The 14,309-nt window shown below is 67.6% G+C and carries 16 protein-coding genes; 10 read left to right on the top strand and 6 right to left on the bottom strand.

Annotation, left to right across the window (positions count from 1 at the left end; genetic code table 11):
* Positions 1-619: 619 nt before the first annotated feature.
* Positions 620-2,263, bottom strand: a complete 1,644-nt coding sequence (gene groL / locus RX333_RS12115) for a chaperonin GroEL (RefSeq protein ID WP_316015203.1) — start codon at positions 2,261-2,263, stop codon at positions 620-622.
* Positions 2,264-2,302: 39 nt separating this feature from the next.
* The gene (locus tag RX333_RS12110) at positions 2,303-2,590 is read right to left on the bottom strand and encodes a co-chaperone GroES (protein ID WP_316015202.1); all 288 of its coding nucleotides are present in this window, start codon (positions 2,588-2,590) and stop codon (positions 2,303-2,305) included.
* A gap of 200 nt (positions 2,591-2,790) precedes the next feature.
* Between RX333_RS12110 and RX333_RS12105 the strand changes: the two genes are divergently transcribed.
* From RX333_RS12105 to RX333_RS12090, 4 genes are read left to right on the top strand one after another with little or no spacing between them, the layout of a single operon-like run.
* On the top strand, positions 2,791-3,804 hold the full coding sequence (locus RX333_RS12105; protein WP_316015201.1) for a TraB/GumN family protein: 1,014 nt from the start codon (positions 2,791-2,793) through the stop codon (positions 3,802-3,804).
* On the top strand, positions 3,801-4,658 hold the full coding sequence (locus RX333_RS12100; RefSeq protein WP_316015200.1) for a TIGR01459 family HAD-type hydrolase: 858 nt from the start codon (positions 3,801-3,803) through the stop codon (positions 4,656-4,658). The genes RX333_RS12105 and RX333_RS12100 overlap by 4 nt, the downstream gene beginning before the upstream one ends.
* Before the next feature lie 24 nt (positions 4,659-4,682).
* Positions 4,683-5,510, top strand: a complete 828-nt coding sequence (locus RX333_RS12095) for a DMT family transporter (protein WP_316015199.1) — start codon at positions 4,683-4,685, stop codon at positions 5,508-5,510.
* Positions 5,511-5,562: 52 nt separating this feature from the next.
* Positions 5,563-5,904 carry a DUF2853 family protein gene (locus tag RX333_RS12090; protein WP_316015198.1) on the top strand — a complete coding sequence of 114 codons (342 nt, stop codon included), beginning with the start codon at positions 5,563-5,565 and terminating at the stop codon, positions 5,902-5,904.
* A gap of 50 nt (positions 5,905-5,954) precedes the next feature.
* On the opposite strand, the gene RX333_RS12085 is transcribed toward RX333_RS12090, so the two are convergent.
* Positions 5,955-6,398: an NUDIX hydrolase gene (locus RX333_RS12085; protein ID WP_316015197.1), complete on the bottom strand. Its 444-nt coding sequence runs from the start codon at positions 6,396-6,398 to the stop codon at positions 5,955-5,957.
* A 57-nt stretch (positions 6,399-6,455) separates the two neighbouring features.
* Here RX333_RS12085 and RX333_RS12080 point away from each other — a divergent pair, with 57 nt between their 5' ends.
* Positions 6,456-7,160 (top strand): esterase/lipase family protein, encoded by a 705-nt coding sequence (locus RX333_RS12080; protein WP_316015196.1) that lies wholly within the window; start codon positions 6,456-6,458, stop codon positions 7,158-7,160.
* 259 nt (positions 7,161-7,419) lie between these two features.
* Here the strand turns inward: RX333_RS12080 and RX333_RS12075 are convergent, their stop codons facing one another.
* From RX333_RS12075 to RX333_RS12065, 3 genes are read right to left on the bottom strand one after another with little or no spacing between them, the layout of a single operon-like run.
* Positions 7,420-8,475, bottom strand: coding sequence for a 5-(carboxyamino)imidazole ribonucleotide synthase (locus tag RX333_RS12075; protein WP_316015195.1), 1,056 nt, complete (start codon positions 8,473-8,475; stop codon positions 7,420-7,422).
* Positions 8,468-8,953, bottom strand: a complete 486-nt coding sequence (gene purE / locus RX333_RS12070) for a 5-(carboxyamino)imidazole ribonucleotide mutase (RefSeq protein WP_316015194.1) — start codon at positions 8,951-8,953, stop codon at positions 8,468-8,470. Before purE ends, RX333_RS12075 begins: the two co-directional genes overlap by 8 nt.
* Before the next feature lie 49 nt (positions 8,954-9,002).
* Complete coding sequence (locus RX333_RS12065) at positions 9,003-9,221, bottom strand: YdcH family protein (RefSeq protein WP_316015193.1); 219 nt, start codon at positions 9,219-9,221, stop codon at positions 9,003-9,005.
* A gap of 99 nt (positions 9,222-9,320) precedes the next feature.
* On the opposite strand from RX333_RS12065, the gene RX333_RS12060 reads away from it, so the two are divergent.
* The 5 genes from RX333_RS12060 (at position 9,321) to uvrC (ending at position 14,309) form a co-directional block, all read left to right on the top strand.
* Positions 9,321-10,124, top strand: coding sequence for a S49 family peptidase (locus tag RX333_RS12060; protein ID WP_316015192.1), 804 nt, complete (start codon positions 9,321-9,323; stop codon positions 10,122-10,124).
* A gap of 4 nt (positions 10,125-10,128) precedes the next feature.
* Positions 10,129-10,290 (top strand): hypothetical protein, encoded by a 162-nt coding sequence (locus RX333_RS12055; protein ID WP_316015191.1) that lies wholly within the window; start codon positions 10,129-10,131, stop codon positions 10,288-10,290.
* A gap of 85 nt (positions 10,291-10,375) precedes the next feature.
* Positions 10,376-11,332, top strand: coding sequence for a calcium/sodium antiporter (locus RX333_RS12050; RefSeq protein WP_316015190.1), 957 nt, complete (start codon positions 10,376-10,378; stop codon positions 11,330-11,332).
* Positions 11,329-12,102 (top strand): SDR family oxidoreductase, encoded by a 774-nt coding sequence (locus tag RX333_RS12045; protein ID WP_316015189.1) that lies wholly within the window; start codon positions 11,329-11,331, stop codon positions 12,100-12,102. The genes RX333_RS12050 and RX333_RS12045 overlap by 4 nt, the downstream gene beginning before the upstream one ends.
* A gap of 299 nt (positions 12,103-12,401) precedes the next feature.
* Positions 12,402-14,309, top strand: coding sequence for an excinuclease ABC subunit UvrC (gene uvrC / locus RX333_RS12040; RefSeq protein WP_316015188.1), 1,908 nt, complete (start codon positions 12,402-12,404; stop codon positions 14,307-14,309).

Here is a 14,309-nt window from a genome sequence, read left to right as displayed (position 1 = left end):
CTGGGCGGGCTTCGAAGAGCAAAAAGCAGCATGAAACCTAAACCCGATACACCTTAGAAACGCTCCAAACCTGTCCGAATAGGTGGGACCACTTCATTCCCTCTGGCGTCTCCGTCACGCGCGAACTCGAGCCGGGGCTATACTCGGCTTCGGTCCGGAATGGCCTAGGCACCACGCGCGGCGCCCTCATCGGCATGGCCGCCGCGGAACTTGCACGTGGGGAGACGTGTGAGATCACCCTACATCTGAGGGCCGAGTGCGAGCCGATGCGCCTGCCGCCCCGCCCGGTGCGCGACATCGGCGCGAATATTGTGATCCGCTGGAGGGAAAGGCGTGCCGCCGAAGAGCAGTCGAGCAGGCACCAAGCTGTCGACCGAACGCGAACCAGCCAAGATCGATCACGGTGTAATTCGGTGAACCTGGAGGTCGGCCATGTCCGGCCCCTGGCCCTCCCAACCGCTCTGGGCTTCGCGATTGCCAGCAATGACAGCGTCGCAAGATCGCACCGCAGCATTCTCATCTGCTCGTGCACGTCCGCAAAGGGCTAATTTGTCCTAGCCAAGAAAAAAGGCCGCACCTTTCGGTGCGGCCTTTCCCGTCTCAACCCTGGCGGGGGTGATTACATCATGCCGCCCATGCCGCCCATGTCGGGCATGCCGCCGCCGGCGCCGCCGTTGTCCTTTTGCGGACGGTCGGCGACCATCGCTTCGGTGGTGATCAGCAGCGAGGCGACGGAGGCCGCGTCTTCCAAAGCGGTCCGCACGACCTTCGCCGGGTCGATCACACCGAAGGAGAACAGGTCGCCGTACTCCTCGGTCTGCGCGTTGAAGCCGAAGGCGGTGTCGGAGCTTTCGCGGACCTTGCCGGCCACGACCGCGCCGTCCACACCGGCGTTCTCTGCTATCTGGCGCAGCGGAGCCTCCAGCGCGCGGCGCACGATGGCGATGCCGGCGTTCTGGTCGGAGTTGGAGCCTTCCATCCCGTCCAGCGCCTTCGCGGCCTGCACCAGTGCCACGCCGCCACCGACGACCACGCCTTCCTGAACGGCGGCGCGGGTCGCGTTGAGCGCGTCATCGACGCGGTCCTTGCGCTCCTTCACTTCCACTTCGGTGGAGCCACCGACGCGGATCACGGCGACGCCGCCCGCGAGCTTGGCCAGACGCTCCTGCAGCTTCTCGCGATCGTAATCGGAGGTGGTCTCCTCGATCTGCTGCTTGATCTGGGTGACGCGGGCCTCGATCTCGGCCTTCTCACCGGCACCGTCGACGATGGTGGTCTCGTCCTTGGTGATGGAGATGCGCTTGGCGGAGCCCAGCATGTCCATCGTTACGTTCTCGAGCTTCATGCCGAGATCCTCGGAGATCACCTGGCCGCCGGTCAGGATCGCGATGTCCTGCAGCATGGCCTTGCGACGGTCGCCGAAGCCCGGTGCCTTGACGGCCGCGATCTTCAGGCCGCCGCGCAGCTTGTTGACCACGAGGGTGGCGAGCGCCTCGCCGTCCACGTCCTCGGCGATGATGAGGAGGGGCTTTTGCGACTGGATGACCTGCTCGAGCAGGGGAACCATCGGCTGCAGCGAGGAGAGCTTCTTCTCGTGCAGCAGGACGATGGCGTCCTCGAGCTCGGCGACCATCTTGTCGGGATTGGTCACGAAGTAGGGGGAGAGGTAGCCGCGGTCGAACTGCATGCCCTCGACCACTTCGGTCTCGGTCTCGAGGCCCTTGTTCTCCTCGACGGTGATGACACCCTCGTTGCCCACGCGCTGCATGGCGTCGGCGATCTGGCGGCCGATTTCGGCTTCGCCGTTCGCGGAGATGGTGCCGACCTGCGCGACTTCGTCGCTGTCGGTCACGTCGCGGGCCATCGCGCGGATCTGCTCGACCACCTTGGCGGTCGCCATGTCGATGCCGCGCTTGAGGTCCATCGGGTTCATGCCGGCGGCGACGGACTTGGCGCCTTCCTTCACGATCGCCTGGGCGAGAACGGTGGCGGTGGTGGTGCCGTCGCCCGCCTCGTCATTGGTGCGGGAAGCGACTTCCTTCACCATCTGGGCGCCCATGTTCTCGAACTTGTCCTCGAGCTCGATTTCCTTCGCCACGGACACGCCGTCCTTGGTGATGCGCGGTGCGCCGAAGGATTTGTCGAGGACCACGTTACGGCCTTTCGGGCCCAGCGTGACCTTCACGGCGTCCGCGAGGATGTTGACGCCCTTGAGCATCTTGTTGCGGGCGTCGGTGCCGAATTTGACGTCTTTGGCAGCCATTGATTAGCTCCTTTGAATGAGTGTGTGGGAAAGGATCGCTCAGGCGAGGATGCCGAGGATGTCGCTTTCCTTCATGATCAGCAGCTCTTCGCCGTCGATCTTGATCTCGGTGCCGGACCACTTGCCGAATAGGATCTTGTCGCCGGCCTTGACGTCCATGGCGATGCGGCCGCCATTTTCGTCACGCGCGCCTGCGCCTGCCGCGATCACCTCGCCCTCGGCGGGCTTTTCCTTGGCGGAGTCGGGGATGATCAGGCCGCCTGCGGTCTTCTCGTCGCTTTCGATGCGGCGGACCAGAACGCGGTCGTGCAGCGGGGTGAAGTTCATGAGTCTCTCCTACAAAAGGCTCGGTTTGCCGTGGCGACGGGTGCCTTGGCACTCGTCGCCGGTGAGTGCTAACGGAGCCGATCTAGAGAGCGTGTCGGGGCCTGTCAACTGTGCGTGAGGCGGAAATTTCACCTCTTTGTCGCGGACCCGGCGGGGTGGGCGTGCTATGTCCCGACCCGACGTCACGAGGAGACCTAACCATGATCCCCAGATCCGCAACCCTGTCGCTGGCCTTGAATGCCGCGCTGACGATCGCCGCCCCCGCCTTTGCCCAGTGCACCGGCGCCGACCTGACCGAAACGCTGACCGACGCGGACCGCGCGCGCATCGAGGCGGAGGTCGCGGCGACCCCCTACGGCGTCGGTCGTGCCTTCACCGCCGAGCGGGGCGAGGAGGAGATCTTCCTGTTCGGCACGTTCCACAGCGAGGTGGAGGGCGGCATCCCCGCGCCGGTCGAGGCGGCGCTGGACGGGGCCGAAACGCTGCTGGTCGAGATCACCGCGGGCGACCAGGCGGCGCTGGAGGCGCAGATGCAGAGCGATCCCGGCCTGTTCATGGCCCAGCCCGGCAACTCGGTCCGCAAGGGTCTGAGCGGGGAGGAATGGGCGCAGATCGAGGGGCACATGACCCAGGTCGGGATGCCCGTTCAGGCGGTCGAGATGATGCAGCCCTGGTTCGTGACGCTGATGATGAGCTTCCCGGTCTGCGAGATCCGCGCGCAGGCGCAGGGCGCGACCGCGATCGACAGCGTGATCGACGCGCGTGCGGCCGGGATGGGCGTGACGGTCGAGGGGCTGGAGACGCCGATGGAGGCGCTGTCGGCCCTGTCGGACATGTCGCGGGACGAGCAGATGGACATCCTGCGCCTGACGCTGGGCATGAACGACGATGCCGAGGCGATGTTCACCACGATGATGGACCTCTACGAGGAAGGCCGGATCGCCGAGATCCTGTCGCTGTCGATGATCGTGTCCGAGCGTGAGCAGGTGGCCGAGGTCGATATCGACATGGCCGAGGAAATCTATCTCGACCGCTTGCTGACCGACCGCAACGCCGCGTGGATGCCCGCGATCCTCGATGCCGCGGCGCGTGGCCCCGCGGTCGTCGCCGTGGGCGCGTTGCATCTGGGCGGTGAGGACGGCTTGTTGACCCTGCTGGAGGGCGAGGGCTTCGCCATCGAGCGGGTGGTCCTGGACGGCGAGGTGGCGCAATGACCCGGATCATCGAGAGCCTGAGCGAGATCGCGCCGCAATACGACGCGCTGTTCTGCGACCTGTGGGGGTGCCTGCATAACGGTGTGCGCCCCTTCGACGAGGCGGTCGCGGCGCTGCGCGACTTCGGCGCGGCGGGGGGCACGGTGGTGCTGCTGACCAACTCGCCCCGGCCGACCCCGTCGGTGATCGAGCAACTCGACGGGATGGGTGTGCCGCGCGACCTCTACCACGCGGTCGCCTCCTCGGGCGATGCGGCGCGGGACGCGCTGGCCTCGGGGATGTTCGGAGAGAAGGTCTACCATATCGGGCCGGAGCGGGATCTCGGCTTCTTCGACGGGATGCCGGTGGAGCGGGTTCCGCTGACGGAGGCGGAGGGGATCGTGTGCACGGGACTGAACGACGACAGCACCGAGACGCCGGATGATTACCGTGACGTGATCCTCTACGGCCAGACGCATGGGCTGAAGATGCTGAATGCCAATCCCGACATTTTCGTCGATCGGGGCGACCAGCGGATCTATTGCGCGGGGGCCATCGCGCAGGCCTACGAGGCGGCGGGTGGCGAGGCGATGGCCTTCGGCAAGCCGCACGCGCCGATCTACGTGCTCGCCCGGCGCAAGCTGGCCGAGGCGCGCGGCGAGGACGTGTCCGACGGGCGCATCCTGTGCGTGGGCGACGGTATCGCCACGGATATCGCGGGCGGCGTGGGGGAGGGGTTCGACACGCTGTTCGTGACCGGGGGCCTCGCGGCGGAGGAGACGCGCACCGACCGCCAGCCAGACCCGGGCAAGCTGGAGGCGTTTCTCGGCAAGCACGATCTGAGCCCGACCGCGGCCATCGGCAAGCTGCGCTGAAGCGCGCGCGGACGGGGAGGGCGCATGCGGCTGTTTCTCGCCACGCTGGCCGTACTGGTCGCCTTCGCCGCCAATTCCGTACTGACACGCGCGGGGCTGGCGGACGGAGCGATCGCGCCCGCCGCCTTCGCCGCGATCCGGCTGGCATCGGGTGCGCTGGTGCTCGGGGCGATCGTGGCCTTGCGCGGTGCGGCCCCGTGGCGAGGCGGCTCGGCGGGCGGGGCGGCGAGCCTGCTGGCCTATGCGGTGCTGTTCTCCTTCGCCTATGTCGCGATCCCGGCGGGGCTGGGTGCGCTGATCCTGTTCGGCGCGGTCCAGGTCACCATGTTCGCGGGCGCGATCCTGCGCGGAGAGCGGCCGGGTGCGCGGCGCTGGATCGGCTCGGGGCTGGGCCTCGCCGGGCTGGCGGTACTGGGCGTGCCGGGCGCGGGCGCGCCGCCGGGCTGGGCGGCGGGCTGCATGGCGCTGGCGGGGGTGGCCTGGGGACTCTACTCGCTGATCGGGGCGCGGGCGGGCGACGCGACGCGGGCCACGGCGGGCAATTTCCTGTGGGCCGCACCGGTGACGTTGATCCTGTGGGCGCTCGTTGGCGGCGGGACCAGCGTCGCGGGCGTCGCGCTCGCCGTCGCGTCGGGGGCGGTGGCCTCGGGCCTCGGCTACGCGGCGTGGTACGCGGTGCTGCCCCGGCTCGACGCCTCGGTGGCGGCTTTGGCGCAGCTGACGGTGCCGCTGATCGCGCTGGCGGGCGGGATGGCGTTCCTGGGCGAAGCCCCCGATTTGCGCTTCGCAATCGCCAGCGTGCTGATCCTGGGCGGCGTGGGCCTGGGCCTGATGCGAAAGAAGTTGCCGTAACGGTTGCGGGCTGGCACGATTCGCGCCGACGCAATCACAGGAGGAGCGCCCGATGTCGAAGCGCGCGGAACTGATCCAGAAATACATCGCCGATCTCAAGGACAAGACCGGCATGGACGCGGACGAGGATCTGATGACCAAGGTCACGATCGCCTGCGGCCCGTCGATCTACAATGCGGACAGCTCGTCCGTCTCCGCCGGATCGCGGGAGGAGTTGCTGACCGTGCAGAACAACTTCGTGATGAAGAAGCTGGGCATCACCGACGAGGACAGCGCGATGGGCGCGGTCCAGAAGGCGATCGAGACCTATGGCCGGTCGAACCGCAACAAGTACCGCGCGGTGCTCTACTACATCATCACCAAGCAGCAGGGGAAGGAGAGCGTCTTCGCCTGACGCCTGACTGCGCTAGACCGGGAAAGGGGGGCCGCCGCGGCCCCCTTTTTTCATGGCATGATGCGTTCGAGCGGGTCGTGCAGCACCTCGCCCGGCTGGCCGAACGCAAGGCGGGGCAGGAAGTCGGGCTTGAAGCGCAGGGCGCGCAGGGCCACTTCGTCCACCCAGAGATGCCGGTTCACCACGCCCTCGGGGTCGTCCACGCGGACCTCCCCTTCGGCGGTGGCGGCGTAGAACAGCTCGACCTGGTGGTAGTCATGCGCGGGATCATGGAATTCGGACGTGCCCAGAAGGCGACCGGGCGTGATCGTCAGGCCGGTCTCCTCCGCGACCTCTCGGATGAGATTGTCGGCGAGGCTCGCATGACGCTCGACCCCGCCGCCGGGCGCGCACCACAGGTCGGAGCGGTCGCCGGGATAGGCGTTGACGATGAGCAGGCGACCCGCCCGCATAATGACGGCACGGACGGACAGGCGGGGGGATTGGTCGGGCATGGGCGCAGCGTCGCGCGCGCGGGCGGGATGTGCAAGCTCGCCTTGATCGCGGCGCTGATGCCTGTACCCGCCGCGGCGGAGTGCGTGGTGCTGCTGCACGGGTTGGCGCGCACCGATGCCTCGCTGCTGGTGCTGGAGAACGTGCTGGACCGTGCGGGCTTTCGCACCGTGAACATGACCTATCCCTCGACGGAATACGCGGTACCGGTGCTGGCCGAGGCTGCGGTCAGCCAGTCGGTCGCGGCCTGCGGCGACGAGCGGCCGGTGAATTTCGTGACCCATTCGATGGGCGGCATCCTGCTGCGGCATTACCTCGAGGATCACGCGATCGAGGGGCTGGGTCGCACGGTGATGCTGGCGCCGCCCAATCAGGGGTCGGAACTGGTGGACCAGCTGGGCGGGCTGGCGCTGTTTCGTTGGATGAATGGCCCGGCGGGGCTGGAGATGGGCACCGACGGTGTGATCGAGACGCTCGGGCCGGTGGCGTTCGATCTGGGCGTGATCGCGGGTGATCGGACGTGGAACGTGCTGACCTCGGAACTGATCCCCGGTGCGGATGATGGCAAGGTCTCGATCGAAAGCACGCGGGTCGACGGCATGGCCGACCACATCGTGTTGCCGGTCACGCATACCACAATGATGAACAATCCCGGCGTAATCGCGCAGGTGATCGCGTTTCTCGATACCGGCGCGTTCGATCGGGATACGGCGTTCGGGGAGGGGACGCTGCTGGTCGTGGATCCGCCGCTGGTGGGGGAGTAGGCGCGGGCGCATCTCTAGCTTAGCGCGGACTCAAGGCCGAAGGCCGCCGCGCATCGGTCGTGCTGAAAGCACGCCTCCGGCGTGACCCGCCGCCCGGCACGGCGATCTGGCTGATGACGGCGCGACTTGGACAGACCGGACGGACTTTGCAGAGATAAAGTGCCACGCACGAACCGAGAATCGCCGCATCTCGGCCCGTCGATGCGCGGCTCCGCGCTACGGAGTCGTGACACGCCCCGGATCCGAGGCGCAGCCGCCCTCACCCTTTCCGGGTGATCGCGGTCACATGGCCCATCTTGCGGCCCGGTCGCGCCTCGGCCTTGCCGTAGAGGTGCAGCGCGCTGCCCGGCATTGCCGCATATCCGGCCCATCCGTCCGCCTCGGCCCCGATCAGGTTGGTCATGACCGCGTCCGAATGGCGCTGGCCGTCGCCCAGCGGCCAGCCCGCCACGGCGCGGATATGCTGGGCGAACTGGTCGATCAGGCAGGCGTCCTGTGTCCAGTGGCCGGAATTATGCACGCGCGGCGCGATCTCGTTCACCACGAGGCCCTCGCGCGTCACGAACAGCTCCACCCCCATCACACCGATGTAATCTAACGCGTTCAGGATTCGCCCTGCGATCAACACCGCGTCGGTCTGGACCGAGCGGGGCAGCGGCGCGGGCACGGTGGTGGTGTGCAGGATGCCGTCGAGATGCACGTTCTGCCCCGGATCGAAGCAGACGACGGCTCCGTCGAGCGAGCGCGCGCCGATCACCGAGATCTCGGCGGAGAAGTCGACGAAGCCTTCCAGCACGCTGGGCGCCTCGACCTTCGGCAGCGTGTCGCCGGTGAGGCGGGCCTGCCCCTTGCCGTCATAGCCGAGGCGGCGGGTCTTGAGGATGGAGGGGGTGCCGATGGTCGCGACAGCACCGGGCAGGGCTGCGTCATCGTCCACGGCGGCGAAGGGCGCGGTGGTCAGCCCGATGCCTTGCAGGAACTCCTTCTCGCTCACGCGGTCCTGGCTGATGGCGAGCGCGCGACGGTTGGGGCGGATCGGGACCATGCTCTCGATCAGGTCGAGAGCGTCGGCGGGGACGTTCTCGAACTCGTAGGTCACGACATCGCAGGCGGCGGCGAAGGCGCGCAGGGCCTCGGCATCCTCGTAGGGGGCGGTCGTGCAGCGGTCGGCGACCTGGGCGGCGGGGCAGTCGGGCGCAGGCTCGTAGATGTGGACGCGCAGGCCCAGCGGGGCGGCGGCCAGCGCCAGCATCCGGCCCAGCTGTCCGCCACCGAGGATGCCGATGGTCGATCCGGGAGGCAGCATGTCATTCATCGGAGGGCGCATCCGGGATGGAGGCCGACAGCGCCGCGCGCCAGGCGTCGAGACGGTCGGCGAGGCCCGCATCGTCGTTCGCGAGGATCGCGGCGGCCATCAGGCCCGCATTGGCGGCACCCGCCGCGCCGATGGCCATCGTGGCGACCGGAAAGCCCTTGGGCATCTGCACGATGGAGTAGAGGCTGTCGACGCCCGACAGCGCCCTGGTCTGCACCGGCACGCCGATCACGGGCACGCGGGTCTTCGACGCCATCATGCCCGGCAGATGCGCCGCCCCGCCCGCGCCCGCGATGATCGCCTTCAGGCCCCGGCCCGCGGCGGCGCGTCCGTAGTCCCACAGCCGGTCGGGGGTACGGTGGGCGCTGACGATCTTCGCCTCGTAGGGGATGTCGAGCTCGTCGAGGATGGCGGCGGCCTCGCGCATCGTCGGCCAGTCGGACTGGCTGCCCATGATGATCCCGACCTGTGGCTGCATCCGATCCTCCGCGCTGTTGGCGCGCACCATATTCGCGCGGCGCGCGAACTCAAGCGATGATGTCGGGGTGCAATTCGTCCTCGAGCCGCGCGATCTGGTCTTTCAGAGCCAGCTTCTGCTTTTTCAGTCGCCGCAGCGTCAGCATGTCGGCGCGGCCCGCCTCGTGCAGGGCGGAGATCGCCTCGTCGAGGTCGCGATGTTCCCTCAGCAGGGTGTCGAGGCGCACGCGCAGGACCTCCTGCCGGTCCATGTTGCCGGTGTCACGCATGATCTGCCCTCCTCGCCCGATCTTAGCGCGCCGGTCGCGGGCGGCCAAGGGCGCGGTTGCCCCGGCGGGTGCGGCAGCTTACATCCCCTCGTCATGGACATGATCAAATCCCTCCGCGCGCGCTTCGAGCGCAAGCCGACCGTCGCCGTCATCCGCCTGCACGGCGCCATCGGGGCGAGCCTCGGCATAGGGCGGGCGGGGCTGTCGGATGCCTCCACCGCGCCGCTGATCGAGAAGGCGTTCAAGACCAAGGGGCTGGAGGCGGTCGCGCTGTCGATCAACTCGCCCGGCGGCTCGCCCGCACAATCGGCGATGATCGCCGCACGCATCCGGCGGCTGGCGGCGGAGAAGGAGGTGCGGGTCTTCGCTTTTTGCGAGGACGTGGCGGCGTCGGGCGGCTATTGGCTGGCCACGGCGGGGGACGAGATCTTCGCTGACGACAACTCGATCGTCGGGTCGATCGGGGTTATCTCCGCCTCCTTCGGGTTTCACGAGCTGCTGTCGCGCTACGGCATCGAGCGGCGGGTGCACACGGCGGGCGAGGACAAGTCGATGCTCGACCCGTTCAGACCCGAACGGGCCGAGGACGTGGAGCGGCTGAAGGCGCTGCAGGCGGAGATCCACGCCAATTTCAAGCGGCAGGTGGAAACGCAGCGCGCGGGCAAGCTCGCGGATCGCGATCTGTTCACCGGCGAGATCTGGGTCGGGCGGCAGGCGCAGGAGGTCGGACTGATCGACGGGATCGGTCACCTGGTGCCGACCATGAAGGCCCGTTTTGGCGACAAGATCCGCTTCCGCGTCGCCTCCGCGCGCAAGCCCTTGCTGGCCCGCCTCGGCTTCGGCGTCGAGGAGGTGCTGGGCAGCCTGGAGGCGCGCGCGATGTGGCAGCGTTGGGGGCTGTGACCGCATGATCCTCAAGATCATCGTCCTGTTCCTGATCTTCATGGCCGTGCTGGGCATGATCGGAAAGATCCTTCCCGGATCGAAGCCGAACACGAAGCGCCGTTGCCGCAAATGCGGAGGCCACGTCATCGGGGGCAGCTGCCCCTGCGGCGCGACGAAGGCGTGACGGTGCGGCGGGTACGGTTGCGGGTTTGCCCCTCGCCCTTATATGGGGCCACAGCCGCGCGGGACCGCGGCGCGAGGGAGGCTTCATGGATCTGTTGATGACGGCGGCCGGACTGGTGCTGCTGGTCTTTGCCGGCGATCTGCTTGTGCGCGGCGCGGTGGCGCTGTCGCTGAAGCTGGGCATCCCGGCGCTGGTGGTCAGCCTGACCATCGTGGCCTTCGGCACCTCGGCCCCCGAATTGCTGATCGCGATCCAGTCCGCGCTCGACGACCTGCCGGGGATCGCCTACGGCAATGTCGTCGGCTCCAACATCGCCAACGTGCTGCTGGTGATCGGGCTGCCCGCGATCATCACGACGATCCACACCCGCGAATGCGAGACGCGGCGCAGCTTCCTGCAGATGATCTTCGCCACCGCGCTGTTCATCGCGATGTGTTTCGCGGGGCCGCTGGAGGCTTGGCACGGTGCGGTGATGCTGCTGGCGCTAGCTTACGTGCTGCTCGACGCCTATCGCGCGGCGCGGGCGGCCCGGCACGCCGGCATGGAGCCCGAGGACGAGCTGGCGGAACTCGAGGACGCGGAGCCCGACATGCCGGGGCTGAAGCTGACCGGATTTCTGATCGCGGGCCTGATCGGCCTTCCGCTCGGCGCGAACCTGCTGATCACGGGCGCGGAGAACATCGCCATGCGCTTCGGCGTGTCCGAGGCCGTGATCGGCCTGACGCTTGTCGCGGTGGGCACCTCGCTGCCGGAACTCGCGACGACCATCATGGCGACGCTGCGCCGCCAGGCGGATGTGGTGCTGGGTAACGTGATCGGCTCCAACCTCTTCAACCTGCTGGCCATCATGGGGGTGGCGAGCTTCTTCGGCCCGCTGCCGGTGCCCGAGGGCTTCCTCGGCTTCGACCTGTGGGTGATGCTGGGGGCGTCGCTGCTGCTGGTGCCCTTCGTCGCCGGATGGACCGAGGTTAACCGGATCTGGGGCATCGCCTTCGTGGCGGCCTATGCGGGCTATGTCGCGCTGATGCTGGTGGCGCAATGATCGCGCCGGGCCGCGCACTGGTGACGGGCGGGGCGCAGCGGCTGGGCCGCGCGATGGTCGAGGCGCTGGCCGCCGATGGCTGGCAGGTCGCGGTGCATTACAACTCTTCCGCGACGGATGCCGAGGCGCTGGCCGATGCGGTCGGCGGCGTGGCTCTGGGCGCGGACCTGCTCGACGTGAAGGCGACCGCCGGTCTGGTCGACCGGGCGGCGGAGGCGCTGGGCGGGCCGCTGACCCTCCTGATCAACAATGCCTCGATCTTCGAGCATGACGATTTCGAGACCGCGACGCCCGAGAGCTGGGAGCGGCATCTCGGCTCGAACCTGCGCGCGCCCTTCCAGTTGATTCAGGCCTTCGCGCGGCAGGCGCCCGAGGTCGGCAGCGATACGGGGGGAGAGCCGGTGGCCCGCGCGATGGTGCTCAACATGTGCGACATGCGGGTCCGCAAGTTGACCCCGCAATTCGTGACCTACACTCTGGCGAAGTCGGCGCTGTGGACGCTGACGCAGACCGCGGCGCAGGGCCTGGCGCCGAAAGTGCGGGTCAATGCGATCGGGCCCGGGCCGACGATGCAGGGCGTGCGTCAGTCCGATGCGCACTGGCAAGCGCAGCGCGCGGCGACCATCCTGAAGCGCGGCTCCGACCCCGACGAGGTCGTGGCGGCGCTACGCTTCGCGCTGGCGATGGACGGTTTCACCGGACAACTGATCTGCCTCGACGGCGGACAGCATCTTGCGTGGCGGACGCCGGATGTGCTGGGCGTCGAGTAGCCTGCCGCGATTCGCTGTCACGTGATCTGTCCACCGCTCACGGGACCGTCATCGAACCGTCGTGAAACTCGTTGTTTTTTCAGGGGTATATACGCGCGACGAATTTCTTTTTAACGAAAACAATGGGTTGGATTGGTGCCTAAAATTGAGGCAATTCGTTAAGGAACCTTGTTTTCAAGGGCAGGGAGCGTAATCCCAAAACCTGCCCCCAGACTTATCCACAGGAATCGTGGACATGTTTTTCCTTGAAACACCCCCTGCCGCATTGCAGCCCGGACGGGAATCACGAGACTGAGAGTATGGCGCACAACAACCAGCACAGCTTCGACGAGGAAGGGCGCGTTGCGCGGGAAAAGGCCGGTGAGAAACCCGGTGCCGAGATCATCCGCGACTACGTGAAGACCCTGCCGGACGCGCCGGGCGTCTACCGGATGCTCGACCGGCAGGGCGAGGTTCTCTACGTCGGCAAGGCGCGGTCCCTGCGCAAGCGGGTGGCGAACTATACCAAGCTGCAGGGCCAGTCCGCGCGCATCGGGCGGATGATCGCCAACACCGCCTCGATGATGTTCCTGCGCACCGAGACGGAGACCGAGGCGCTGCTCTTGGAGCAGAACCTCATCAAGCAGCTCAAGCCGCGCTACAACGTGCTGCTGCGCGACGACAAGAGCTTTCCCAATATCCTCGTCACGGACGATCACGGCTATCCCGCGATTACCAAGCATCGCGGCGCAAAGACGCGCAAGGGCCGCTATTTCGGGCCGTTCGCGAGCGCGGGTTCGGTCAACCACACGCTCAACACGCTGCAAAAGGCGTTCCTGCTGCGAAACTGCTCGGACACCATGTTCGACAGCCGCTCGCGCCCTTGCCTGCTCTACCAGATCAAGCGCTGCTCTGGCCCCTGCGTCGGCAAGATCGGCGAGGCGGACTATGCCGAGTTGGTCGAGGATGCGGTGAAATACCTGCAGGGCCGCTCGACCCGCGTGCAGGGAGAGCTGGCGCGCGAGATGGCCGAAGCGTCGGCGAACATGGAATTCGAGCGCGCCGCCGCGCTGCGCGACCGCATCCGCGCGATGACCAACGTGCAGTCGGTGCAGGGCATCAACCCCGAAGGCGTGGCCGAGGCCGACGTGATCGGCCTGCACGAACAGGATGGGCAGGCTTGCGTGCAGGTCTTTTTCTTCCGCGCGCATCAGAACTGGGGCAACCGCGCCTATTTCCCACGCACCGGCGGGGCGGAGAGTGCTGCGGAGATCCTCGAAAGCTTCATGGGGCAATTCTACTCCAACAAGGAGCCCGCGCGCCTGATCCTGATGAGCCACGAGATCGAGAACGCGGACCTGATGCGCGATGCGCTGGGCGAGAAGCTGGGCCGCAAGGTGGTGATCGGCGTGCCGCAGCGCGGGGAGAAGCGGATGCTGGTCGACCAGGCCGTCAAGAACGCGCGCGAGAGCCTCGGCCGCCGGATGAGCGAGACGGCGACGCAGGGGCGGCTCCTGGAAGGGTTGGCGGAGGCGTTCGACCTCGACGGACCGCCGCAGCGGATCGAGGTCTACGACAACTCTCACATCCAAGGCGCGCACGCCGTGGGCGCGATGGTGGTCGCAGGGCCGGAGGGCTGGCTGAAATCGAGCTATCGCAAGTTCAACATCAAGGGCGACAAGATCACGCCGGGCGACGATTTCGGCATGATGAACGAGGTGCTTGACCGCCGTTTCTCCCGCCTGATGAAGGAGGACCCGGACCGCAAGTCCGACCAGTGGCCCGACCTGGTGCTGATCGACGGCGGGCCGGGGCAGGTGAGTGCGGCGGAGGCGGCGCTCGCCGAGCTGGGCGTCGAGGACGTCACCGTGATCGGCGTGGCAAAGGGGACCGAGCGCGACGCGGGCAAGGAGGTGTTCTACCGTGCGGGAATGGCGCCCAAGGCGCTGCCCTTCCGCGACCCGGTGCTCTACTTCACGCAGCGCCTGCGCGACGAGGCGCACCGCTTCGCCATCGGCACCCACCGCGCCAAGCGGGCCAAGGCGACGACGGCCACCCCGCTCGACGAGATCCCCGGCGTGGGGGCTGCGCGCAAGCGGTCGTTGCTCGCCCATTTCGGCTCGGCCAAGGCGGTGACGCGCGCGGGCCTCGCCGATCTCAAGGCGGTGGACGGGATCTCGGAGGCACTGGCGGAGAAGATCTACGGCTATTTTCACGAGGCGGGCTAG

This window comes from Roseobacter sp. HKCCA0434 (assembly GCF_032464675.1).
GTDB lineage: Bacteria > Pseudomonadota > Alphaproteobacteria > Rhodobacterales > Rhodobacteraceae > Pontivivens.
The sequence above is the reverse complement of the archived record's forward strand: the minus strand, read 5'-3'. Positions and strand labels throughout refer to the sequence as shown.

Coding starts and splice junctions, on each gene's coding strand:
- RX333_RS12055 (WP_316015191.1), top strand. CDS start 10,129: ATGATCCTCAAGATCATCGTCCTGTTCCTGATCTTCATGGCCGTGCTG.
- RX333_RS12100 (WP_316015200.1), top strand. CDS start 3,801: ATGACCCGGATCATCGAGAGCCTGAGCGAGATCGCGCCGCAATACGAC.
- RX333_RS12080 (WP_316015196.1), top strand. CDS start 6,456: ATGCCTGTACCCGCCGCGGCGGAGTGCGTGGTGCTGCTGCACGGGTTG.
- groL (WP_316015203.1), bottom strand. CDS start 2,263: ATGGCTGCCAAAGACGTCAAATTCGGCACCGACGCCCGCAACAAGATG.
- uvrC (WP_316015188.1), top strand. CDS start 12,402: ATGGCGCACAACAACCAGCACAGCTTCGACGAGGAAGGGCGCGTTGCG.
- RX333_RS12110 (WP_316015202.1), bottom strand. CDS start 2,590: ATGAACTTCACCCCGCTGCACGACCGCGTTCTGGTCCGCCGCATCGAA.
- RX333_RS12045 (WP_316015189.1), top strand. CDS start 11,329: ATGATCGCGCCGGGCCGCGCACTGGTGACGGGCGGGGCGCAGCGGCTG.
- RX333_RS12050 (WP_316015190.1), top strand. CDS start 10,376: ATGGATCTGTTGATGACGGCGGCCGGACTGGTGCTGCTGGTCTTTGCC.
- RX333_RS12075 (WP_316015195.1), bottom strand. CDS start 8,475: ATGAATGACATGCTGCCTCCCGGATCGACCATCGGCATCCTCGGTGGC.
- RX333_RS12090 (WP_316015198.1), top strand. CDS start 5,563: ATGTCGAAGCGCGCGGAACTGATCCAGAAATACATCGCCGATCTCAAG.
- purE (WP_316015194.1), bottom strand. CDS start 8,953: ATGCAGCCACAGGTCGGGATCATCATGGGCAGCCAGTCCGACTGGCCG.
- RX333_RS12095 (WP_316015199.1), top strand. CDS start 4,683: ATGCGGCTGTTTCTCGCCACGCTGGCCGTACTGGTCGCCTTCGCCGCC.
- RX333_RS12105 (WP_316015201.1), top strand. CDS start 2,791: ATGATCCCCAGATCCGCAACCCTGTCGCTGGCCTTGAATGCCGCGCTG.
- RX333_RS12065 (WP_316015193.1), bottom strand. CDS start 9,221: ATGCGTGACACCGGCAACATGGACCGGCAGGAGGTCCTGCGCGTGCGC.
- RX333_RS12060 (WP_316015192.1), top strand. CDS start 9,321: ATGATCAAATCCCTCCGCGCGCGCTTCGAGCGCAAGCCGACCGTCGCC.
- RX333_RS12085 (WP_316015197.1), bottom strand. CDS start 6,398: ATGCCCGACCAATCCCCCCGCCTGTCCGTCCGTGCCGTCATTATGCGG.